A 19,680-nucleotide genomic window follows, 5' to 3' on the forward strand; every position below is an offset into this window, starting at 1 on the left:
CTGAGCGCCATGACGATCGAGCTGCACTTCACCAAGGGCCAGGGCACCGGCAACGACTTCGTGCTCTTCAGCGACCCGGACGGTGAGGTCGACCTCTCGCCCGCGCAGATCGCGATGATCTGCGACCGGCACTTCGGCGTCGGTGCCGACGGCATCATCCGCGCGGTCCGCTCCCGGTCCCTCGCCGACGGTGCCGCCGCCCTCGAGCAGGAGCCGGAGGCGGAGTGGTTCATGGACTACCGCAACGCCGACGGCTCGATCGCCGAGATGTGCGGCAACGGCATCCGCGTCTACGCGGCGTTCCTGCTCGCCGGCGGTCTCGCGGCCCTCGAGCAGGGCGACACCCTCCCCATCGGCACGCGCGCCGGGGTCCGCGACGTCACCCGCAGCGGCGCCGGCTTCCAGGTCGACCTCGGCCGCTGGGAGCTGGCCGGCGGCGAGCCGCTCGTGCGGGCCAAGGAGCTGAAGGTGCCGCGTCCCGGTCTCGGGCTCGACCTCGGCAACCCGCACATCGTCGTCGCGCTGAGCAACGACGAGGAGCTCGACGAGGCCGACCTCAGCTACATCCCGCAGATCGAGCCGGAGCCGGCCGACGGGGCGAACGTCGAGTTCGTCGTGCCGGGCGAGCCGCTGGTGCACGACGGCATCGGCCGGATCCGGATGCGCGTCCACGAGCGCGGCAGCGGCGAGACGCTCAGCTGCGGTACGGGCGCCGCCGCGGCGGCCCTCGCCGTGCGCTACTGGGCCGGAGCGCGCGCTCCGCAGTCCTGGCGCGTGGAGGTCCCCGGCGGCACGCTGGGCGTCACGATGTTCCCGACCGAGGAGGGCGAGCACGTCGGCCTGTCCGGCCCGGCCGACCTCGTCTACACCGGCACGATCCGGATCGACTAGCTCGGGATCGGCCGGTCGAGCGATCGATCGACCGGCGCGGCACCGATCCGTTCCGGCGCGCGCGGCCGACTCCTGCGATCAGGCGGTGCGCGTGGTGCGGATGACGCGGAAGCCCTTGGCCGAGGAGATCCGATCGACCTCGAGCCGGCCCTCGAACGTCTCGGTCAGCCAGGTCAGCAGCGAGTCGGCGCCGAGGTTGCGCTGCACGACGAGCCAGCCCTCCGCATCGGGCTCGAGGCGCGGCAGCCAGCGCTCGAGCAGCGCGTGCAGCTCGGCCTTGCCGACCCGGATCGGCGGGTTCGACCAGACGGCGGCGAAGCGGACGTCCTCGGGAACATCCTCGGGCAGCACGGCGTTGACGTTGGAGACACCGAGTTCTGCGCAGTTGCGGCGGACGAGCTCGAGCGCCCGCTGGTTGACGTCGACCGCCCACACCCGGGCGTCGGGGGAGCCGAGCGCCAGGGCGAGCGAGATCGGTCCCCAGCCGCAGCCGAGATCCAGGAGGTCCCCGCTCGCGGGGGCGTCGGGGACCGCGTCCAGCAGGACCCGGGTGCCGAGATCGACGTGGCCGGGGCTGAACACCCCGCCGGCGGTCGTGACCTCGAGGTCGCGGCCGGCGATCCGGGCGCTGATCCTCCGGGGTCGGAGGTCGCCGTCGGGAGTGCTGGTGAAGTAGTGCTCGGCGGCCATGAGAAGTGAACTTATCAACAGCTGAGGAGTTAGTGTTATCCGGATGACGGAAGACCTGAACGAGACCGACACGACCGAGGCCGTGGACGTCGTCTCGCGGGTCCTGGCGAACGCGCAGTCGCGCTCGTCGGGATATTCGCGGTTCGTCGCGGGCGGAGCCCAGGCGCTGCAGAGCGCCGGAGGCGACGTCGAGCGCGACGCCGAGCAGACCAGCGACGGCGATCAGTTCGATCGCGAGGACCGGCAGGCGCTGCGGCGCGTGGCCGGCCTCTCGACCGAGCTCGAGGACGTCACCGAGGTCGAGTACCGCCAGCTGCGCCTCGAGAACGTGGTGCTGATCGGCGTCTACTCGCAGGGCTCGATCGAGGACGCGGAGAACTCGCTGCACGAGCTCGCCGCCCTGGCCGAGACCGCGGGAGCGACCGTCCTCGACGGCCTGCTGCAGCGCCGGCCGCACCCCGACCCGAGCACCTACCTGGGCAAGGGCAAGGCGGAGGAGCTCGCCGGGCTCGTCGCCGCCCTCGGCGCCGACACGGTCGTCGCCGACACCGAGCTGGCTCCGAGCCAGCGCCGCTCGCTGGAGGACGTGGTGAAGGTCAAGGTCATCGACCGCACGGCCGTCATCCTCGACATCTTCAGCCAGCACGCCACGAGCCGCGAGGGCAAGGCGCAGGTCGAGCTCGCGCAGCTCGAGTACCTGCTGCCGCGCCTGCGCGGCTGGGGCGAGTCGATGTCCCGCCAGGCCGGCGGCCAGGTCGGCGCCGGCGCCGGCATGGGCTCGCGTGGCCCGGGTGAGACGAAGATCGAGCTCGACCGCCGCCGCATCCACACCCGCATGGCGCGCCTGCGCAAGCAGATCACCGCGATGAAGCCCGCCCGGGAGGCGAAGCGCGCCAACCGCAAGCGCAACGCGGTGCCGTCGGTCGCCATCGCTGGCTACACCAACGCCGGCAAGTCCAGCCTGCTCAACCGGATGACGCACGCGGGCGTGCTCGTCGAGAACTCGCTCTTCGCGACCCTCGACGCGACGATCCGCAAGTCCGAGACCCCGGACGGGCGCGGCTACACGCTCGCCGACACCGTCGGCTTCGTGCGCGCCCTGCCGCACCAGCTGGTGGAGGCGTTCCGCTCGACCCTGGAGGAGGTCGCCGACTCGGACATCATCGTCCACGTCGTCGACGCCTCGCACCCGGACCCCGCGGGGCAGATCGCGACGGTCCGCGACGTCATCGGCGAGGTGGGCGCACGGAGCATCCCCGAGATCATCGCGTTCAACAAGTCCGATCTCGTCGACGAGGGCCAGCGGCTCGTGCTGCGCGGTCTCGCCCCCGGCGCCGTCTTCGTGTCGGCGCGCACCGGCGAGGGGATGGACGAGCTCCAGGCGAAGATCGCCGAGATCCTGCCGGAGCCGCAGATCGAGATCGACCTGCTCGTGCCCTACGACCGCGGCGACGTGGTCTCCGCGCTGCACCGCAACGGCCGGATCCTCTCGACGCAGTACGTCGAGGGCGGCACGCACGTCCACGCGCTCGTGCACGAGGACCTGGCCGGCTCGCTGGGTGAGTTCGCGGCCCCCGTCGCCGCCGTCGAGGCGTAGCGGCGGAGCCGGCACCCGCGCCCGAAGCGCCCGCGACCACGGATCACCTCCGCGGTCGCGGGCGCTTCGTCGTCACGCTGCGCGAGCTGCTCGCCGTGCGTCCCGGTGAATGCAGGAGGGGCGGACGGCTCGATGCCGTCCGCCCCTCCTGCGCGTGTGCGCCGCCGCGTCAGACGGAGCGGAGCACCGCGACGATCTTGCCGAGGACCTCGGCCTCGTCGCCGAGGATCGGCTCGAAGTTGGAGTTGCGGGGGAGCAGCCAGGTGTGGCCGTCGCGCTGGCGGAGGACCTTGACGGTCGCCTCGCCGTCGAGCATCGCGGCGACGATCTCGCCGTTCTCCGCGGTGCGCTGCGAGCGGACGACGACCCAGTCGCCGTCGCAGATGGCGGCGTCGATCATCGACTCGCCGACCACCTTGAGCATGAACAGCTCGCCCTTGCCGACCAGCTGGCGGGGGAGCGGGAAGACCTCGTCGATCTGCTGGTCCGCCATGATCGGCACGCCGGCCGCGATCCGGCCCACCAGCGGCACCATCGCCGCGTCGGCGACCGTCGCCGTCGACTCGAACGAGCCGTCGTCCTCGGTCGAGCTCGGCACGTCGATGAGGATCTCGAGCGCCCGGGGGCGGTTGGGATCGCGGCGCAGGTAGCCGCTCAGCTCGAGCTGGTTGAGCTGGTGGGTCACGCTGGAGAGCGAGGCGAGCCCGACGGCGTCGCCGATCTCGCGCATGCTCGGCGGATAGCCGCGGCTGGACACCGAGCGCTGGATGGCGTCGAGGATCGCGAGCTGCTTCGCGCTGAGGTTCTTCCGGCGGCGGCCCGCCGCGGGCTTCGCCGCCTTCGCCTTCGGCGCCGGAGTCGTCGTCCTGGCCGCCTTCGCCCCGGCCGTCTGCGCGTCGCTCACGATCGTCCCTCTCTCGGTGCGCACGCCGCGTGCGCGCCCTCTCCGTCCGCGTCGAGCACCGATGTCGGTGGTCGCTGCTGTACTGACTGCGGACTCTCGAAACTGTATCCGGCGGGGGTCCGCGTTCGAAACATTCGTTCGAGTGTGTCGCGCGATCCGGCAACGGATGCGACGCGACCGGGTCTTGCCCGGCGCGGTATTCGAAGATATATTCGGAACAGAGGTTCGGACCGGGTCCTCCCGGCCGAGGACCCGGCCCGAACCCCTGCTGAAAGGAGCGATCACCATGACCGCACAGCCCTCCACCATCGCGCAGCACCAGAGCTCCGCACAGCACGTCACCGCTGCCGAGCAGCCCGGTGCGCGCACCCGCTTGCGCCTGACCCGTCGTGGCCGCGCCGTCCTCGCGACGCTCGGCGCCCTGCCCCTCGTCGCGGGCGCCTTCGTCTTCGGACTCAACGGCGGCGGAGCCGTCGCCTCGGGCGAGAGCGCCGACGTCGAGTTCCAGTACGTCACCGTCCGCGCCGGCGAGTCCCTCTGGTCCCTCGCGGAGGAGCTCGCACCGGACTCCGACCCGCGCGACGTCGTCTACGACATCCAGTCGCTCAACCAGCTGGCGAACGCCGGCCTCGAGCCCGGGCAGCGCCTCGCGATCCCGGCGCAGTACGACCTCGCGGACTGATCGAGCGCATCGAGTGCCCCGGTACCATTCCGGGGTGACGACTCTCGACGATCTCCCCCTCCGCGACGGCCTGCGCGGTCAGCAGCCCTACGGCGCTCCGCAGGCCGTCGTGCCCGTGGCCCTCAACGTCAACGAGAACACCCACCCCGTTCCCGACGACGTCATCGCCGAAATCGTCGAGCGGGTGTCCGTCGCCCTCCGCACGGTGAACCGCTACCCCGATCGCGAGTTCCGGGAGCTGCGCGACTCCCTGGCCGGCTACCTCGGCCACGGCCTGACCGCCGACTCGATCTGGGCCGCCAACGGCTCGAACGAGGTGCTCCAGCACATCCTGCAGGCCTTCGGCGGCCCCGGACGGTCGCTGCTCGGCTTCTCGCCGACCTACTCGATGTACTCGATCCTCGCCTCGGGCAGCGGCACGCGCTGGATCGGCGTCGAGCGCGAGGCCGACTTCCGCGTGTCGGCTTCGTACGCCGCCGCCGCGGTGCGCCGCGAGAGCCCCGACATCGTCTTCCTCTGCGCGCCGAACAACCCCACCGGAACCCCGCTCGACCTCGAGACGATCGCCGCCGTCTACGACGCGACCGACGGCATCGTCGTCGTCGACGAGGCCTACGCCGAGTTCGCCGGACGCGACGCGCCGACCGCCCTCAGCCTGCTCGAGGGCCGCCCGCGCCTGCTCGTCTCCCGCACGATGAGCAAGGCCTTCGCCTTCGCCGGCGTCCGCCTCGGCTACCTCGCCGCGGACCCCGCCGTCGTCGACGCTCTCCGCCTGGTGCGCCTGCCGTACCACCTCTCCGCGCTGACCCAGGCGGCCGCGACCGCGGCGCTCGCCCACGCGGACGAGATGCTCGCGATGGTCGGCGAGATCATCGTCCAGCGCGACCGGATGATCGACGGACTGCGCGAGCGCGGCTACACCCCGCACGAGACCGGAAGCAACTTCGTCCTCTTCGGCGGCGTCGCCGACCCCGGCGCGATGTTCGAGGCGCTCCTCGCCCGCGGCATCCTGATCCGCGACGTCGGCATCCCGAACCACCTGCGGGTGAGCGCGGGCACCGAGGCCGAGACCACCGCCTTCCTCGAGGCGGTCGCCGCGCTGCCCGCCCCGTCGGTGGACCCCGCGGTCGCCCTGGCCCGCGAGTAGCCGCCCGGAGGGTCGGCGGCCCCCGAATACACTGGAGACCATGACCTCCTCGAGCGCCGCTCCCGGGCGCACCGCCTCCCTCCGTCGTGCCACCAGCGAGTCGAGCATCGAGCTGTCGATCGACCTCGACGGCACCGGTGTCGCGGACCTCTCCACCGGCGTGCCCTTCTTCGACCACCTGCTGACGGCGTTCGCGAAGCACTCGCTGACCGACCTGACCGTCCGCGCCACCGGCGACATCGAGATCGACATCCACCACACCGCCGAGGACATCGGCATCGTGCTCGGCACCGCGATCAAGCAGGCGCTCGGCGACAAGGCCGGCATCTCCCGCTTCGGCGACGCCCTCGTGCCGCTCGACGAGGCGCTCGTCCAGGCCGTGGTCGACATCTCCGGCCGCCCCTACCTCGTGCACGGCGGCGAGCCGGAGGGCTTCGCGCTGCACCTGATCGGCGGCCACTTCACCGGATCGATGGTCCGCCACGTCTTCGAGGCGATCGCCTTCAACGCCGGCCTGACCGTGCACGTCACCGTGCTCGGCGGGCGCGACCCGCACCACATCGCCGAGGCCGAGTTCAAGGCGTTCGCGCGGGCGTTCCGCCAGGCCAAGGCCTTCGACCCGCTGGTCGCCGGGGTGCCGTCGACGAAGGGCGCGCTGTGAGCGGCGCCCGGCCGTCCGTCGTCGTCTACGACTACGGCTCCGGCAACGTCCACTCGGCCGTCAAGGCGCTCGAGCTCGCCGGCGCCGACGTCGAGCTGACCTCCGACCGCACCCGCGCCCTCGAGGCCGACGGCCTGCTGGTCCCGGGGGTCGGCGCGTTCAGTGCGGTGATGTCGGCGCTGACCGCGGCGCGCGGTGGCGAGATCATCGAGAAGCGCCTCGCCGGCGGTCGCCCGGTGCTCGGCATCTGCGTCGGGATGCAGGTGCTCTTCGAGCGCGGCGTCGAGCGCGGCGTCGAGAGCGAGGGCCTGGGGGAGTGGCCGGGGACGGTCGACCTGCTCCCCGCCGAGGTCGTGCCGCACATGGGCTGGAACACCGTCGCGGTGCCGACCGGCTCGCGGCTGTTCGACGGCATCGAGGACGAGCGCTTCTACTTCGTGCACTCGTACGGCGCCCGGGAGTGGACGCTGGACGTCATGCCGCCGTTCCAGCGTCCGGCCGTCACCTGGGCCGACCACGGCGGCCCCTTCATCGCCGCGGTGGAGAACGGCCCGCTCTCGGCGACGCAGTTCCACCCCGAGAAGTCCGGCGCCGCGGGCCTGCGCCTGCTCTCGAATTGGCTGGGCGGGCTCCGCACGAACTAGGATCGGCCGGTGGTCGGCGGCTCCGGTGGAGCCGCGGCCGCACCAGCTCCGAGACTGAGGATGACGATGAGCGAGTTCACCAAGGCCCCGGGCCTGGTCCTTCTCCCCGCGATCGACGTGGCCGGCGGCAAGGCCGTCCGCCTGACGCAGGGCGAGGCGGGTACCGAGACGAACTACGGCGACCCGATCGACGCGGCCGGCGACTGGGCCGACCAGGGCGCGGAGTGGATCCACCTCGTCGACCTCGACGCCGCCTTCGGCCGCGGTGACAACCACGGCATCATGAAGAAGGTCATCCGCCAGGTCAAGGGCGTCAACGTCGAGCTCTCCGGCGGCATCCGCGATGACCGCAGCCTGGAGTCCGCGCTCAACGCCGGGGCGAAGCGCATCAACCTCGGCACCGCCGCCCTGGAGAACCCGGAGTGGGCCGCCAGCGTCATCGCGCAGTACGGCGACCAGATCGCCGTCGGCCTCGACGTGCGCGGCACCACCCTCGCGGCCCGCGGCTGGACCAAGGAGGGCGGCGACCTCTGGCAGGTCCTCGAGCGCCTCGAGGAGGCCGGCTGCACCCGCTACGTCGTCACCGACGTCACCAAGGACGGCACCCTCAAGGGCCCGAACCTCGAGCTGCTCGAGCAGGTCATGGCGCGCACCCACCGCCCCGTCATCGCCTCGGGCGGCATCTCCAACCTCGACGACATCGCCGCGCTCCGCGACCTCGTGCCGCAGGGCCTCGAGGGCGCGATCGTCGGCAAGGCGCTCTACGCCGGAGCGTTCACGCTCGCCGAGGCGCTCGACGTCGCCTCCGAGTGACCGGATCGCCCTCGGGTGATGGCCGGGCGCTCCCCGCGCACCTGACCGACTCGGCCGGGACCCCGTGGGCCGGCCGCCACTTCGAGCAGAGCGCCTCGACGGACGACGACGGCAGCGCGCCCGAGGCCCTGGTCCGGGCCCTTCGCTCGTTCGGCGCCGGCGACGCGGGCCCGGAGGAGGTGGTCGACGCGCTGCGCGTCTCGCGCCTGCTCATCCCGCTGGTCGCAAAGCTCGGCGAGGAGGCCGAGGGTGTCGACGGCCTGCGTGCCGACAAGTCGCAGGAGCTCTCGATCGTGACGGTCGCCGGTCCGGACGGCCGCACCGTGCTCCCGGTCTTCAGCGACGTCGAGGCGATGCGGCGCTGGGACCGCCTCGCACGCCCCGTCCCGGTCGACGGCCGGCGCGCGGCGCTGGCCGCAGTGGCGGAGGAGACCGAGCTGATGGTCCTCGACCCCGCCTCGCCGCACGAGTTCGCCGTCCGGCGCCCCGCGCTCTGGGCGATCGCCGAGGGCTCGCCGTGGCGGTCGAGCCCGGCCGATCCGGAGGTCCTCGCCGCGCTGCGGGCGAGCGCCGAGGGGGAGGACGCCGTCGTCTCGCTCGCCGTGCGGCCGGGCGACGCCCGTCAGCGGCTGACGGGACCGGAGCTCGTCATCGTGCTGGAGCTGCGGCCCGGCCTCGACCGCGCGGCGCTCGGCGAGCTGGTCGCGCGACTGGGCGAGCGCTGGGCCGCCGACGAGATCGTCGCCGCCCGAGTCGACTCGATGACCCTCCAGCTGGCGTCCGCTCCTCCGAGCTGACGCGGGGCCTCCCGACTCAGGTGACCGGGCCGGTCCACTTCTCGCCGGGGCCCTTGCCGATCGGGTCGGCGATCGGGGAGGCCTCGCGGAAGGCGAGCTGCAGCGTCCGGAGTCCGTCGCGCAGGCTGCGCGCGTGCATGTCGCTGATGTCGGGGGCACCGGCCGTGACCAGTCCGGCCAGGGCGTTGATCAGCTTGCGCGCCTCGTCGAGGTCGACCTGCGCGCCCGGCTCGTCGGCCAGACCGCACTTCACCGCGGCGGCGCTCATCAGGTGCACCGCGGCGGTCGTGATGATCTCGACCGCCGGCACCTCGGCGATGTCGCGGGCCGCCCCCACGTCGGAGTCGTCGCCGAACCGTCGGGCGTAGTCGTCGTCGTGCTGAGCCATGGGTCCCTCGTTCGGTGAGTCCGGCGCTCGCGAGGACCCCGAGGCGGTGCTCGAGGGGGCGCTCGCGGGGGAGGGCGAGTGGCGGGCGCCGCCCGCTGCCCTTCCGGCCGGAAGTCTGCTATGGTGATGCGGGCTCCGAGGCATGTCCTCGGTTCGAAAGTGGAGATTCTCCCACCCGCGCTTGACCGCTTCACTAGGTTACCGGGTCAGAAGCACTCCGCCTCCGGCAACGGGGGCAGGGCTGCGGTCCTCGAGACACGTCTCGGGGAGCGCGTCGTAGGGTGCAGCGCAGCGCAGTAGACGCGCTTCGCACAGGGAATCACCTCTCTCGGGATGCGCCGGACGAAGAATCCGGCCGCAGAGCAGCAACTCACCGAGATCAGAGGAGAAACGCAATCAGCGATCCCCGTACCAACGACCGAATCCGCGTCCCCGAGGTCCGCCTCGTGGGTCCCGCCGGAGAACAGGTCGGCGTCGTGAAAATCGAGGTCGCCCTGCGACTCGCGCAGGACGCAGACCTGGATCTGGTCGAGGTTGCTCCCAACTCCAAGCCTCCCGTCGCCAAGATCATGGACTACGGGAAGTTCAAGTACGAGCAGGCCCAGAAGCTGAAGGAAGCCCGTCGCAACCAGGCGAACACGATCCTCAAGGAGGTCCGTTTCCGCCTGAAGATCGACAAGCACGACTACGAGACCAAGCGCAAGCGCGCCGAGGGCTTCCTGAAGGCCGGTGACAAGGTCAAGGCCATGATCCTGTTCCGCGGTCGCGAGCAGTCCCGCCCCGAGATGGGCGTGCGGCTCCTGCAGCGCTTCGCGGAGGACGTGTCCGAGTTCGGCCAGGTCGAGTCCACCCCGACCATCGACGGTCGCAACATGGTGATGGTCATCGGCCCGCTGAAGAACAAGTCCGAGGCGAAGGCCGAGGCGAACGCCGTCCGCGCCGCTCGTCGCGAGGCCAACACCCCCGAAGAGGAATCGGCCGAGTCCGAATCCGTCTGATACTTCGCCGCCCCGTCCTCGGGGCCGGTGGACGCCCCGCTCGCGGGGCACCAGTTTCGCCCGCCGAGTGCGCGTGCGACGTCGACAAGGAGAGAACATGCCCAAGATGAAGACCCACTCGGGTGCCAAGAAGCGTTTCAAGGTCACGGGCTCCGGCAAGCTTATGAAGCAGCAGGCCGGCATGCGTCACAACCTGGAGTCGAAGTCCAGCGTGCGCACCCGCCGCCTGAACCAGGACCAGGTCCTCGCCCCGCAGGACGCCAAGGTCGCCAAGAAGCTTCTCGGCCTGTAGTCGACCACCGCGGCAGCCCGCTGCCGCCGTAGTCCTCGACAACCGACCCGGATCGTAAGGAAGAAAGAGAAATGGCAAGAGTCAAGAGGGCGGTCAACGCCCACAAGAAGCGTCGCGTCATCCTCGAGCGCGCCAAGGGCTACCGCGGCCAGCGCTCGCGTCTGTACCGCAAGGCCAAGGAGCAGGTCACCCACTCCCTCGTCTACTCGTACCGCGACCGCCGCGCGAAGAAGGGCGAGTTCCGCCGCCTCTGGATCCAGCGCATCAACGCCGCGTCCCGCGCCAACGGCCTGACCTACAACCGCTTCATCCAGGGCCTCGCCCTGGCCGGCATCCAGGTCGACCGCCGCATCCTCGCTGACCTCGCGATCACCGAGCCCGCGACCTTCACCGCCCTCGTGGCGAGCGCGAAGGCCGCACTGCCCGCCGACACCTCGGCCCCGAAGGCCGCGTAGTCCGCAGCACTTCCCCGGAGGGGGTCACGACGAGAGTCGTGGCCCCCTTCGTCGTTCCCGCAGGACCCGGTTCTCGCAGGACCGCGTTCCCGCGGGTCGGCCTTCCCCGCGGGCGACGTGTCGACCGGGCCCCGCGACGGTGCGCCGATAGGCTCGCCGCATGCTCGACAACCCCCGTTCTCCCCGTGTCCGCTCCGTCGCCAAGCTCACCCGGCGTCCGGCACGGCAGGAGTCGGGGCTCTTCCTCCTCGAGGGCCCGCAGGCGATGTCCGAGGCGCTGCGCTACCGGCCCGAGCTGCTGATGGAGTCGTTCGCGACGCCCACGGCGCTCGAGCGCCACCCCGAGATCGTCGCCGCGGCCGAGGAGGCCGAGGTCGAGATCGAGTACGTGACCGAGGACGTCCTCGACTCGATGGCCGACACCGTCACGCCGCAGGGCTTCGTGGCCGTCTGCCGGCAGTTCCCGACCTCGCTCAAGGACGTCGTCGCCTCCGAGCCGCGCCTCGTCGCCGTGCTGGAGGAGGTCCGCGACCCCGGGAACCTCGGCACGATCATCCGCGCGGCCGACGCCGCGGGCGCCGACGCCGTCGTGCTGACGGGCCGCTCGGTCGACCTCTACAACCCCAAGGTCGTCCGCTCGACCACGGGCTCGCTGTTCCACCTCCCCGTCGCGGTCGGCGCCGAGCTGCCCGACGTGCTGCAGCGGCTGCGCTCCGCGGGCCTTCGCGCCGTCGCCGCCGACGTCAAGGGCGAGGGCCTGCTCGACGTGCGCGCCCGGGGCGACCTCGCGCAGCCGACGGTCTGGGTGTTCGGCAACGAGGCCCGCGGCCTCGAGGACGAGTCGCTCGAGCTGATGGACGGCGTCGTGGCCGTGCCGATCTACGGCGCCGCGGAGTCGCTGAACCTCGCCACCGCCGCCTCGGTCTGCCTCTACGAGAGCGCCTTCGCGCTCCGCTCCTGACGACCCGACGCGCAGTCGACCTGAGACGTTTCACGCCAGAACTGAGAGAAGACCACCTCGGCATGGTATGAGGCTGGGAGCGAGCCTCGGTTGTTGCGCTCTGGTTAAGAATCCGCTCATGATTTGACCCACCCATGCCCGTGTGATTCTCTGACGGAATGGAAGCACCCTCCCAGGCCGGGCGATCGTCCGCTGCCGCCCGCGAGCCCCTCGTCGTCCTCGACGGGGTCCAGAAGCACTACGGCGAGTTCCAGGCGCTGAAGGACATCGATCTGGCGATCAACCGCGGTGAGGTGGTCGTGGTCCTCGGTCCCTCCGGGTCGGGCAAGTCCACGCTCTGCCGCACGATCAACCGCCTGGAGACCATCTCCGGCGGCACGATCTCGATCGACGGTCAGACGCTGCCGGAGGAGGGCAAGGGGCTCGCCGCCCTGCGCGCCGACGTCGGCATGGTCTTCCAGTCCTTCAACCTCTTCGCGCACAAGACGATCCTCGAGAACGTCACGCTCGGGCCGATCAAGGTCCGCAAGCTCTCGCGGAAGGCGGCCGAGGCGGAGGCGCAGGCGCTGCTCGACCGCGTCGGCGTCGGGCACCAGGCGGGCAAGACGCCCGCCCAGCTCTCCGGCGGTCAGCAGCAGCGCGTGGCCATCGCCCGCGCCCTCGCGATGAAGCCGAAGGTGATGCTCTTCGACGAGCCGACCTCGGCGCTCGACCCCGAGATGATCAACGAGGTCCTCGACGTCATGGTCGGCCTCGCCGAAGAGGGCATGACGATGATCGTCGTCACCCACGAGATGGGCTTCGCCCGGAAGGCCGCGCACCGGGTCGTCTTCATGTCCGACGGCGAGATCCTCGAGGACACCGACCCCGAGTCGTTCTTCACCGCCCCCCGGACCGACCGCGCCAAGGACTTCCTCTCGAAGCTGATCACCCACTAGGTCTCCGGCGCCGCGGACGGACTCCGCCTCGGCCGCCGTTCGACAGGTCGCCCCCCGAACCCCCGGGAGCGACCGGACATCGCCCGCTCCAGCGGGCCACACCCCAGGAAGGACGATCATGCGCACCAAGCTCATGTTCATGACCGCGGGACTCGCCGCAGCGGCCCTCACCCTCGCCGGCTGCGCCGGTGACTCCGGCACCGGCGGCGGCTCGGACTCCGGCTCCGAGGGGAGCGGAGCGGCCTACGAGGTCGCGACCGACGTCACCCTCGAGGGCAGCCCGACCTTCGACGCCATGACGGAGGACGGCACGGTCACCATCGGCGTCAAGGAGGACCAGCCCGGTCTGGGCTACCTCGACGCCGCGACCGGCGAGCGCTCCGGCTTCGACATCGAGATCGCGAAGTGGATCGCCGCCTCCCTCGGCTTCTCCGAGGACAAGATCGAGTACCAGCCGATCCCCTCGGCCAACCGCGAGGCGTCGATCGTGAACGGCGACATCGACTACTACGTCGGCACCTACTCGATCACCGACAAGCGCAAGGAGCAGGTCGGCTTCGCCGGACCGTACTTCGAGACCGGGCAGCAGCTGCTGGTCGCGGCGGACAACGACACCATCACGGGTCCGGACGACCTCTCGGCCGACACCACCGTGTGCTCCGCGACCGGCTCCACCCCGATCCAGAACATCCGCACCAACTACCCCGAGGTCCCGACCGAGGAGTTCGACACCTACTCGCAGTGCGTCGACGCCCTGGCCGACGGCCAGGTCGACGCGGTCACCACCGACGGCGCGATCCTGATCGGCTACGCCGCCCAGCGCCCGGACGACCTGAAGGTCGTCGGCGAGCCCTTCAGCACCGAGCTCTACGGCATCGGCCTCGCGAAGGACGACACCGCACTGCGCGGCTTCATCAACGAGATGCTGACCGACGGCGGTGACACCTGGAGCGCGATCTACGACGAGACCCTCGGCCAGTCCGGCACCACGGTCGAGCAGCCCGCAGTCGACGCGTACTAGGCCGACACCCCTGAGGAGTCCCGGGGCGGCGCGTCGCGCCTCGCCCCGGGACCTCCTCTGCCCCGCGCCGCACCGGCGACCGCTTCCACCTCCCCGATGAAAGGGCACGCAGCATGGATGTTCTCCTGAACAACCTCGACGTGTTCGTCCCCGCGTTCGGCAACACCCTGCTGCTGTTCGTCGTGTCGCTCGTCTTCGCCCTCCTCCTCGGCACCGTGGTCGGAGCGATGCGCGTCTCGCCCGTCCCGATCGCGCGAGCGGTCGGCACCGTCTACGTCAACACCATCCGGAACACGCCGCTGACGCTGCTGATGTTCTTCTTCGCCTTCGGCTACCCCAAGCTCGACCTGCCGGACGTCGAGTACACGAACCTCGCGATCGCCGCCCTGAGCATCTACACCGCGACCTACGTCGCCGAGGTGCTCCGCTCCGGGATCAACACCGTGCCGATCGGCCAGGCCGAGGCTGCTCGAGCGATCGGCCTCGACTTCGGACTCACGATGACCCAGGTGGTGCTGCCGCAGGCGTTCCGCTCGGTCATCCCACCGCTGATGAGCGTGCTGATCGCCCTCCTCAAGAACACCACCGTCGCCGCCGGCTTCTCGGTCGCCGAGGCCGGGACGATCGTCCGCGTGCTGAACGAGCGCGGCGAGAACAGCCTCATCGTCGTGCTCTGGGTCGCCCTGGTCTTCGTGGTCCTCGTCACCGCGCTCTCCCTCCTCCAACGTCAGCTCGAGAAGAAGTGGAGGGTCGCCCGATGAGCTCCGTCCTCTTCGACAACCCCGGACCCCGCGCGGTCGCCCGCAACCGCGTCATCGGCGCCGTCGTCGTCCTCGTCCTCGTGGCGCTGCTGGCCTTCGTGCTCTGGCGCTTCGCCGAGTCCGGCCAGTTCTCGCCGGCCAAGTGGCGGGCGTTCGGCTACCCGCTGGTCTGGCAGAGCATCGGCGCCGCTCTCGGGCAGACGCTCGCCGCCTTCGCCACCGCCGGCGTCGCGAGCATCGTGCTCGGCCTGCTGCTGGCGATCGGCCGCCTCTCCGACCGCCGCTGGATCAACATCCCGGTCACGCTCTTCATCGAGCTGTTCCGCGCCATCCCGGTCCTCATCCTGATGATGCTGATGTACTACGGGCTCCCGTTCGTCGGCCTCAAGCTGACGCCGTACCTCGCCGTGGTCATCGCGCTCACGCTCTACAACGGCTCCGTCTTCTCCGAGATCTTCCGCGCCGGCATCGAGGCCCTCCCGCGCGGCCAGAAGGAGGCGGGCTACGCGATCGGCCTGCGCAAGGCGGGCGTCATGCGCCTCATCCTCTTCCCGCAGGCGATCCGCTCGATGCTGCCCGTGATCATCGCCCAGCTCGTCGTCGCCCTCAAGGACACGGCGCTCGGCTCGATCATCACCTACAACGAGCTGCTCTACTACGCCCGCTACCTCGGCAACCAGCCGAGCCTGGACAGCCCGATCATCCCCGCCGCCATCGTCGTCGGCGCGATCTACATCGGCATCTGCCTGATCCTCTCCGGCATCGCCAAGTGGGTCGAGATCCGCACCAAGACCGGCGGCCGCAAGGGCACCGGCCACCCGGCCGCCCGCGCGACGACCGACACGGCACTGATCGCCGCCCAGGACTGAATCCGATGGTGGGGATCGCCTGCGGCGATCCCCACCGCGGTCGGCCACCGAGGCGGTCGCACTGGGAAGAGCGTCGTGCGTCCGGCTAGCGCGAATCGCTCGTACGCGATTCACACGTTCGCCTCGAGGGCGATCGGCGATCTGCAGGGTTCCTGCCCGGTGTCCGCACACATGCTGGTCGAGTAGCCCTGGAGGGGCGTATCGAGACCCACCGCTCCGCGAGGAGGACTGGCGGCAGCCCGTCCTTGTCGAGACGAATCTCCGAGGAACGATCACCTAGTCCGCAGAGGAAAGCCATGCTGATCGAGTAGCCCGCAAAGCGGGCGTATCGAGATCCATCATCGTCAAAAGACGAGTCTGCAGACCGCCCATGCTGGCAACGGCGGGTCTCGATACGCCCCTGCGGGGCTACTCGACCAACATGACGCGGCGCAGTTGCGTCCTTTCCCTCACCACCGAAACGCGAAGCGGCTTCCCCGCTCGATACGCCGGCCGCGCCGGCGAGCGAGCGCGTCCGCCCGCCGCAGCGAGCGGGCCGCGCGAGGCATCCCTACACTGGGGGATCGTGTCTGACAGCAACCCGATCACCGACGAGGCCGTCTCGGCGGCGACCGCGGAGGCGCTCACCGCGATCCGCGCGGCCGCCGATTCCGCCGCCCTGAAGGCGGCCCGCACCGCCCACCTCGGCGAGGGCTCGGCCCTCGCCCGACTGAACGCGCTGATGCGCTCCGTGCCGCCGGAGTTCAAGGCGGCGTCCGGCAAGCTCGTGGGCGGCGCCCGCAAGCAGGTCGGCGACGCGTACGCCGAGCGCGAGGCGGAGCTGGTCGAGGCCGAGCAGGCCGCGGCACTCGATGCCGAGCGCGTCGACGTCACCGCCGGCGCGAGCTTCGTGCGCCAGGGCGCCCGCCACCCGCTCTCGCTCCTCCAGGAGTCGATCGCCGACGTCTTCGTCGGCATGGGCTGGGAGATCGCGGAGGGGCCGGAGCTCGAGAACGAGTGGTTCAACTTCGACGCGCTGAACTTCGACGAGGACCACCCGGCCCGCGCGATGCAGGACACCTTCTTCGTCGACCCGGTCGAGTCGCACCTCGTGCTGCGCACCCACACCTCGCCGGTGCAGATCCGCTCGATGCTCGAGCGCACCCCGCCGATCTACGTGATCGCGCCCGGCCGCGTCTACCGCACCGACGAGCTCGACGCCACGCACACCCCTGTCTTCACGCAGTTCGAGGGCCTCGCCGTCGACCGCGGCCTGACGATGGCGCACCTGCGCGGCACCCTCGAGCACGTCGCCCGCCTCCTGTTCGGCGACGAGGCGAAGATCCGCCTGCGCCCCAACTACTTCCCCTTCACCGAGCCGAGCGCCGAGCTCGACATCTGGCACCCGACCTTCGTCGGCGGTGCCCGCTGGATCGAGTGGGGCGGCTGCGGAATGGTGAACCCGAACGTCCTGCGCTCGGTCGGCATCGACCCGGACGAGTACTCCGGCTTCGCCTTCGGGATGGGGATCGAGCGGACCCTGATGTTCCGCAACGACGTGAAGGACATGCGCGACATGGTCGAGGGCGACGTCCGCTTCAGCAAGCAGTACGGGATGGTGATCTGATGCGCATCCCGCTGAGCTGGCTGGGTGAGTACGTCGACCTCGAGCAGGGCGTCACGACCGAGGCCGTGCACGCGGCCCTGGTGTCGGTCGGCCTGGAGGAGGAGGACGTCCACCGCTTCGAGGTGTCCGGCCCCGTCGTGGTGGGCGAGGTCCTCGACCTCGTGCCCGAGCCGCAGAAGAACGGCAAGACCATCAACTGGTGCACCGTCCGCGTCGCGCCCGAGGGGGAGCGCGCGGCCGACGGCGGCGACGACGTCCGCGGCATCGTCTGCGGAGCGCACAACTTCGCCGCCGGCGACAAGGTCGTGGTCTCGCTGCCCGGCGCCGTGCTGCCCGGCCCGTTCCCGATCTCGGCGCGGAAGACCTACGGTCACGTGTCCGACGGGATGATCGCGTCCACCCGCGAGCTCGGCCTCGGCGACGACCACGAGGGCATCCTCCGGTTGGCGAGCCTCGGCATCGACCCCGAGGTCGGCACCGACGCGATCGTGCTCCTCGGGCTGGACGACGCCGCCGTCGAGGTCAACGTGACCCCGGACCGCGGCTACGCCTTCTCGATCCGCGGCATCGCCCGCGAGTACGCCCACGCGACCGGCGCCGACTTCCGCGACCCCGCGCTGGCGATCACCGCGCCCGAGCGGCTCGACTCCGCCCCCGTCTTCCCCGTCGCGGTCGAGGACGAGGCGCCGATCCGCGGCCGCGTCGGCTCGTCCGTCTTCGTGACCCGCGTGGTGCGCGGCATCGACCCGTCGCTGCCGACCCCGCCGTGGATGATCGCGCGCCTGCGCCTGGCCGGCGTGCGCTCGATCTCGCTGGTCGTCGACATCACCAACTACGTCATGTTCGAGCTCGGGCAGCCGCTGCACGGCTACGACCTCGAGCGCCTGGAGGGCGGCATCGTCGTCCGCCGCGCTCGCGTCGGCGAGACGCTCGAGACGCTCGACGGCCAGACCCGCCGCCTGCACCACGAGGACCTCCTGATCACCGACGACGGCGGGCCGATCGGGCTCGCCGGCGTGATGGGCGGTGCCCGCACCGAGATCACGGACACCACCGCCGACGTCCTGATCGAGGCCGCGAACTTCGATCCGGTCTCGATCGCCCGCACGGCCCGCCGGCACAAGCTGCCGAGCGAGGCCTCGCGACGCTTCGAGCGCGGCGTGGACCCGCTGGTCGCACCGGTCGCCGCCGCGCGCGCGGTGCAGCTGCTGGTCGAGCTCGCGGGCGGCACCGCCGACGAGCTCGGCTCGGTCCTCGCTGACGCGGCCACGGCTGCGGCGATCGAGCTGCCCGACGGCTACATCTCCGGCCTGATCGGCCTCGAGTACACGCCCGAGGAGATCCGCGGCGCCCTGGTCGAGATCGGCGCGAGCGTCGAGGCCGGGGGAGCGGGCCTGCTCGTCACCCCGCCGAGCTGGCGGCCCGACCTGACCGACCGCTCGACCCTCGCGGAGGAGGTCGCCCGGATCACCGGGTACGACCGCATCCCGTCGATCCTCCCCGTCGCGCCTCCCGGTCGCGGCCTCACGCCCGGTCAGCGCCTGCGCCGGACGGTCGCGCAGTCGCTGGCGGCCGCCGGGCTCACCGAGGTGCTGTCCTACCCGTTCCTCTCCCGCTCGATCAACGACCGCTTCGGCTCCGTCGACGGCGCGCCGGTGCAGCAGGTCTCGCTGGCGAACCCGCTGGACGCGACGGCGGGACAGCTGCGGCTCTCCCTCCTCCCCGGACTCGTGCAGGTCGCGGCCCGCAACCGCTCGCGCGGTCTCGTCGACCTGGCCGTCTACGAGATGGGCTCGGTCTTCCTGCCGCAGAGCGGCGCTCCGTTCGGCTCCGAGGGGCTGCCCCTCGCCGGCGCGCGTCCGTCCGCGGAGATCGAGGCGGCGCTGAACGCGGGGATCCCGCGGCAGCCGCTGCACGTGGCCGCGCTGCTGACGGGCTCGGCGCTCGAGCGTCAGCCCGGAGTGGCCGCGCGCGACTTCGACTGGCGCGACGCGCTCGACGTCGTCCGCGACGTCGCGGCGGCCTCGGGCGTGCAGCTGGAGATCCGGCAGGGCTCGCACGCCGCCCTGCACCCGGGCCGCACGGCCGAGGTGCTGCTGGACGGCGCCGTGGTCGGCCACGCCGGCGAGCTGCTCCCGTCGCTCGCCGACGACCTCGACCTGCCGCACCGCGTGGCGGTGGTCGAGCTCGACCTCGATCCGCTGATCGCCCGCGCCGGCCGCCTCGTGGTGGCGCGCCCGGTCGGGGCGCTGCCCGCCGCGACGCAGGACCTCTCGCTGGTCGTGCCCGTGGCCGTGCCGGCGGCCGACCTGCAGGCCGCCGTCGCCGAGGGCGCCGGCGAGCTGCTCGAGGCGATCCGCCTGGTCGACGACTACCGCGGTGCGGGCGTCCCCGAGGGCTCGAAGTCGCTGACCTTCGCGCTGCGCTTCCGTGCCGCCGACCGGACGCTCACCGCCGCCGAGGCCAGCGCGGCGAAGGAGAGCGGCACCGCGCTCGCCGCCGAGCGCTTCGGCGCGAGCCCGCGCGAGTGAGCGGGCGGCCGCCGGCTCCGGTCGGCGGCCGCCC

The 19,680-nt window shown here is 71.5% G+C and carries 21 protein-coding genes; 18 read left to right on the forward strand and 3 right to left on the reverse strand.

Annotated elements, in window-relative coordinates:
* The first annotated feature begins 9 nt into the window (after positions 1-9).
* A complete protein-coding gene (dapF, locus tag MT351_RS13095) occupies positions 10-891 on the forward strand; it encodes a diaminopimelate epimerase (RefSeq protein WP_123733937.1) in 882 nt (293 codons plus the stop codon).
* Positions 892-969: 78 nt separating this feature from the next.
* On the opposite strand, the gene MT351_RS13100 is transcribed toward dapF, so the two are convergent.
* Positions 970-1,581 (reverse strand): class I SAM-dependent methyltransferase, encoded by a 612-nt coding sequence (locus MT351_RS13100; RefSeq protein WP_132438245.1) that lies wholly within the window; start codon positions 1,579-1,581, stop codon positions 970-972.
* A gap of 43 nt (positions 1,582-1,624) precedes the next feature.
* Between MT351_RS13100 and hflX the strand changes: the two genes are divergently transcribed.
* The gene (hflX, locus tag MT351_RS13105; protein ID WP_123737181.1) at positions 1,625-3,178 is read left to right on the forward strand and encodes a GTPase HflX; all 1,554 of its coding nucleotides are present in this window, start codon (positions 1,625-1,627) and stop codon (positions 3,176-3,178) included.
* 169 nt (positions 3,179-3,347) lie between these two features.
* Here the strand turns inward: hflX and lexA are convergent, their stop codons facing one another.
* Complete coding sequence (gene lexA, locus MT351_RS13110; protein WP_243582392.1) at positions 3,348-3,959, reverse strand: transcriptional repressor LexA; 612 nt, start codon at positions 3,957-3,959, stop codon at positions 3,348-3,350.
* Positions 3,960-4,368: 409 nt separating this feature from the next.
* Between lexA and MT351_RS13115 the strand changes: the two genes are divergently transcribed.
* The 6 genes from MT351_RS13115 to MT351_RS13140 all read left to right on the forward strand — a co-directional run bounded on the left by MT351_RS13115 (position 4,369) and on the right by MT351_RS13140 (position 8,826).
* Positions 4,369-4,764, forward strand: coding sequence for a LysM peptidoglycan-binding domain-containing protein (locus MT351_RS13115; protein ID WP_132438242.1), 396 nt, complete (start codon positions 4,369-4,371; stop codon positions 4,762-4,764).
* A gap of 34 nt (positions 4,765-4,798) precedes the next feature.
* A complete protein-coding gene (locus MT351_RS13120) occupies positions 4,799-5,911 on the forward strand; it encodes a histidinol-phosphate transaminase (RefSeq protein WP_243582380.1) in 1,113 nt (370 codons plus the stop codon).
* 40 nt (positions 5,912-5,951) lie between these two features.
* Entirely contained in the window at positions 5,952-6,572 is a 621-nt protein-coding gene (hisB, locus tag MT351_RS13125; protein ID WP_123444522.1) for an imidazoleglycerol-phosphate dehydratase HisB, read from the forward strand.
* Positions 6,569-7,216, forward strand: a complete 648-nt coding sequence (gene hisH / locus MT351_RS13130; protein ID WP_243582381.1) for an imidazole glycerol phosphate synthase subunit HisH — start codon at positions 6,569-6,571, stop codon at positions 7,214-7,216. The genes hisB and hisH overlap by 4 nt, the downstream gene beginning before the upstream one ends.
* 66 nt (positions 7,217-7,282) lie before the next feature.
* Positions 7,283-8,029, forward strand: a complete 747-nt coding sequence (gene priA / locus MT351_RS13135; RefSeq protein ID WP_123705565.1) for a bifunctional 1-(5-phosphoribosyl)-5-((5-phosphoribosylamino)methylideneamino)imidazole-4-carboxamide isomerase/phosphoribosylanthranilate isomerase PriA — start codon at positions 7,283-7,285, stop codon at positions 8,027-8,029.
* On the forward strand, positions 8,026-8,826 hold the full coding sequence (locus MT351_RS13140; RefSeq protein ID WP_243582382.1) for an SseB family protein: 801 nt from the start codon (positions 8,026-8,028) through the stop codon (positions 8,824-8,826). The genes priA and MT351_RS13140 overlap by 4 nt, the downstream gene beginning before the upstream one ends.
* A 16-nt stretch (positions 8,827-8,842) precedes the next feature.
* Here MT351_RS13140 and MT351_RS13145 read toward each other — a convergent pair whose 3' ends face one another.
* On the reverse strand, positions 8,843-9,214 hold the full coding sequence (locus MT351_RS13145; RefSeq protein ID WP_132438239.1) for a DUF1844 domain-containing protein: 372 nt from the start codon (positions 9,212-9,214) through the stop codon (positions 8,843-8,845).
* A 395-nt stretch (positions 9,215-9,609) separates the two neighbouring features.
* Between MT351_RS13145 and infC the strand changes: the two genes are divergently transcribed.
* The 10 genes from infC (at position 9,610) to pheT (ending at position 19,646) form a co-directional block, all read left to right on the forward strand.
* Entirely contained in the window at positions 9,610-10,212 is a 603-nt protein-coding gene (infC, locus tag MT351_RS13150) for a translation initiation factor IF-3 (protein WP_123444546.1), read from the forward strand.
* Positions 10,213-10,309: 97 nt separating this feature from the next.
* On the forward strand, positions 10,310-10,504 hold the full coding sequence (gene rpmI / locus MT351_RS13155; protein WP_056042364.1) for a 50S ribosomal protein L35: 195 nt from the start codon (positions 10,310-10,312) through the stop codon (positions 10,502-10,504).
* A gap of 71 nt (positions 10,505-10,575) precedes the next feature.
* Complete coding sequence (rplT, locus tag MT351_RS13160; protein WP_123444519.1) at positions 10,576-10,959, forward strand: 50S ribosomal protein L20; 384 nt, start codon at positions 10,576-10,578, stop codon at positions 10,957-10,959.
* A gap of 160 nt (positions 10,960-11,119) precedes the next feature.
* The gene (locus MT351_RS13165) at positions 11,120-11,920 is read left to right on the forward strand and encodes an RNA methyltransferase (protein WP_123444518.1); all 801 of its coding nucleotides are present in this window, start codon (positions 11,120-11,122) and stop codon (positions 11,918-11,920) included.
* A gap of 158 nt (positions 11,921-12,078) precedes the next feature.
* Positions 12,079-12,858, forward strand: a complete 780-nt coding sequence (locus MT351_RS13170) for an amino acid ABC transporter ATP-binding protein (protein WP_132438238.1) — start codon at positions 12,079-12,081, stop codon at positions 12,856-12,858.
* A 118-nt stretch (positions 12,859-12,976) separates the two neighbouring features.
* The gene (locus tag MT351_RS13175) at positions 12,977-13,879 is read left to right on the forward strand and encodes a glutamate ABC transporter substrate-binding protein (RefSeq protein WP_132438237.1); all 903 of its coding nucleotides are present in this window, start codon (positions 12,977-12,979) and stop codon (positions 13,877-13,879) included.
* Positions 13,880-13,992: 113 nt separating this feature from the next.
* Positions 13,993-14,640: an amino acid ABC transporter permease gene (locus MT351_RS13180; protein ID WP_123444515.1), complete on the forward strand. Its 648-nt coding sequence runs from the start codon at positions 13,993-13,995 to the stop codon at positions 14,638-14,640.
* On the forward strand, positions 14,637-15,509 hold the full coding sequence (locus MT351_RS13185) for an amino acid ABC transporter permease (RefSeq protein WP_132438236.1): 873 nt from the start codon (positions 14,637-14,639) through the stop codon (positions 15,507-15,509). Before MT351_RS13180 ends, MT351_RS13185 begins: the two co-directional genes overlap by 4 nt.
* A 565-nt stretch (positions 15,510-16,074) precedes the next feature.
* Positions 16,075-17,115, forward strand: a complete 1,041-nt coding sequence (pheS, locus tag MT351_RS13190) for a phenylalanine--tRNA ligase subunit alpha (protein WP_123444514.1) — start codon at positions 16,075-16,077, stop codon at positions 17,113-17,115.
* Positions 17,115-19,646, forward strand: a complete 2,532-nt coding sequence (gene pheT, locus MT351_RS13195; protein WP_132438234.1) for a phenylalanine--tRNA ligase subunit beta — start codon at positions 17,115-17,117, stop codon at positions 19,644-19,646. Before pheS ends, pheT begins: the two co-directional genes overlap by 1 nt.
* The last annotated feature ends 34 nt before the right edge of the window (positions 19,647-19,680 follow it).

Origin of the sequence: Rathayibacter sp. VKM Ac-2926 (genome assembly GCF_022815565.1) — a bacterium.
In the GTDB taxonomy this organism is placed as follows: domain Bacteria; phylum Actinomycetota; class Actinomycetes; order Actinomycetales; family Microbacteriaceae; genus Rathayibacter; species Rathayibacter festucae.

What these genes read in the sequence shown, in the direction of transcription:
- dapF (WP_123733937.1), top strand. Translation starts at nt 10, where the DNA reads ATGACGATCGAGCTGCACTTCACCAAGGGCCAGGGCACCGGCAACGAC.
- MT351_RS13100 (WP_132438245.1), bottom strand. Translation starts at nt 1,581, where the DNA reads ATGGCCGCCGAGCACTACTTCACCAGCACTCCCGACGGCGACCTCCGA.
- hflX (WP_123737181.1), top strand. Translation starts at nt 1,625, where the DNA reads ATGACGGAAGACCTGAACGAGACCGACACGACCGAGGCCGTGGACGTC.
- MT351_RS13115 (WP_132438242.1), top strand. Translation starts at nt 4,369, where the DNA reads ATGACCGCACAGCCCTCCACCATCGCGCAGCACCAGAGCTCCGCACAG.
- hisB (WP_123444522.1), top strand. Translation starts at nt 5,952, where the DNA reads ATGACCTCCTCGAGCGCCGCTCCCGGGCGCACCGCCTCCCTCCGTCGT.
- priA (WP_123705565.1), top strand. Translation starts at nt 7,283, where the DNA reads ATGAGCGAGTTCACCAAGGCCCCGGGCCTGGTCCTTCTCCCCGCGATC.
- MT351_RS13145 (WP_132438239.1), bottom strand. Translation starts at nt 9,214, where the DNA reads ATGGCTCAGCACGACGACGACTACGCCCGACGGTTCGGCGACGACTCC.
- rpmI (WP_056042364.1), top strand. Translation starts at nt 10,310, where the DNA reads ATGCCCAAGATGAAGACCCACTCGGGTGCCAAGAAGCGTTTCAAGGTC.
- rplT (WP_123444519.1), top strand. Translation starts at nt 10,576, where the DNA reads ATGGCAAGAGTCAAGAGGGCGGTCAACGCCCACAAGAAGCGTCGCGTC.
- MT351_RS13165 (WP_123444518.1), top strand. Translation starts at nt 11,120, where the DNA reads ATGCTCGACAACCCCCGTTCTCCCCGTGTCCGCTCCGTCGCCAAGCTC.
- MT351_RS13170 (WP_132438238.1), top strand. Translation starts at nt 12,079, where the DNA reads ATGGAAGCACCCTCCCAGGCCGGGCGATCGTCCGCTGCCGCCCGCGAG.
- MT351_RS13175 (WP_132438237.1), top strand. Translation starts at nt 12,977, where the DNA reads ATGCGCACCAAGCTCATGTTCATGACCGCGGGACTCGCCGCAGCGGCC.
- MT351_RS13180 (WP_123444515.1), top strand. Translation starts at nt 13,993, where the DNA reads ATGGATGTTCTCCTGAACAACCTCGACGTGTTCGTCCCCGCGTTCGGC.
- MT351_RS13185 (WP_132438236.1), top strand. Translation starts at nt 14,637, where the DNA reads ATGAGCTCCGTCCTCTTCGACAACCCCGGACCCCGCGCGGTCGCCCGC.
- pheT (WP_132438234.1), top strand. Translation starts at nt 17,115, where the DNA reads ATGCGCATCCCGCTGAGCTGGCTGGGTGAGTACGTCGACCTCGAGCAG.